This is a genomic window from Komagataeibacter intermedius TF2 (assembly GCF_000964425.1).
Classification (GTDB): Bacteria; Pseudomonadota; Alphaproteobacteria; order Acetobacterales; family Acetobacteraceae; genus Komagataeibacter; species Komagataeibacter intermedius.
This window is the reverse complement of sequence record NZ_BANF01000111.1, coordinates 1-1,403: the sequence shown is the minus strand read 5'-3', so window position 1 is coordinate 1,403 and position 1,403 is coordinate 1. Positions and strand designations below refer to the sequence as shown.

Here is a 1,403-nt window from a genome sequence, read left to right as displayed (position 1 = left end):
TGCCGGAAAATCCGCTCGATCACGCCGCCTTCGCACCAGCGACGGAGACTGTGTAGAATTTTGTGCGGTGGCATTTTTTCAGGCCATAGGGAAACGGTCTTCGAACATGATGGCGAGCTGGCATCTGACAGCATACCATTCGCTTACTGAGCGCTTCCACTCTGATGAGGTAGCATTGAGCGCCAGGTAAATCAATTTTGCTGCGGCCTCGTCACTGGGGAAGTGGCCACGGGTGCGCACGGCACGGCGGATCTTTGCGTTCATAGCTTCAATGGCATTTGTTGTGTAAATCAGCCTGCGTACTTCCGGGGGGTAATCAAGGAACGGAATGACCTCATTCCACGCCCTGCGCCAACTGGGTGCAATGGCCGGATATTGTCTGGCCAGATCGCTTTCCTCAAACCTGCCGAGGGCTGCCTCGGCCTCGCTGGCGTCCACTGCCGTATAGATTGCCTTGAGAGCGGTGGCGACGGCCTTGCGGTCCTTGTAGCTGGCAAAACTCATGGAATGACGCAGCAGGTGAACGATGCATGTCTGAATGCGGGTCTTGGGGAAAGCCGCCTCGATAGCCTGCGGAAAGCCCTTCAGTCCGTCGACGACGGCGATCAGGATATCCTGCACCCCCCGATTGCGCAGGTCACTGAGGACCTTGGCCCAGAATTTGGCGCCTTCATTTTCCTGGAACCACAGCCCCAGAATGTCCCGTGTGCCGTCAGGCAGGATCGCAAGTGCTATGAAGACGGCCTTGTTCGAAACAGTCCCGTCACTGCGGATATTGACCCGGATCGCATCCATGAAGACAATTGGATAGCACGGTTCCAGCGGGCGGTTCTGCCAGGCGGCGACCTCCTCCATCACCGCGTCAGTAATCGCGGAAATGAGGCTCGGCGAGGCCTCAACGCCGTAGATTTCTTCGATATGCCCCTGGATCTCACGGGTCGTCATGCCCCGGGCATACATGCTGATAATCTTGCGGTCGAACTCGGGAAAGCGACGCTGGTATTTGGCAATCAGCAGCGGGTCAAACGTGCCGTTCCGGTCCCGGGGAATATCCAGGACAACCTTGCCGCTCTGCGTGGTCACGGTCTTCTGGCTTCTGCCGTTTCTGCGATTGGGCGACAGGTTGCCCTCGGCAGGAGCGCCATCGGCGCGTTCTTCAGCGAGATGAATGTCCATCTCCGTGCTGAGCGCTCGTTCCGCCAGTGCCTTCGTCAATTCCGAGAGTATGCCGGTCTTACCAAACAGGTCGCCGGGGGAACGTCCTTCCATCAGGCGGTCCAGGAGGTCTTTATCAATGCTCATGCGCGGGCTCCTCTTCGAGCAGGTTATAACCACACCGCACAAAATTCAGGATAGTCCCCAGCGACGCAGCCGCCGGTGCACGTTCTTCCAGTCCCCGAACC

1 protein-coding gene is annotated in these 1,403 nt (G+C 58.1%); it reads right to left on the bottom strand.

The features are described from left to right. Positions 1-78: 78 nt before the first annotated feature. On the bottom strand, positions 79-1,302 hold the full coding sequence (locus B7449_RS13310) for an IS256 family transposase (RefSeq protein ID WP_048883692.1): 1,224 nt from the start codon (positions 1,300-1,302) through the stop codon (positions 79-81). Positions 1,303-1,403: the final 101 nt, after the last annotated feature.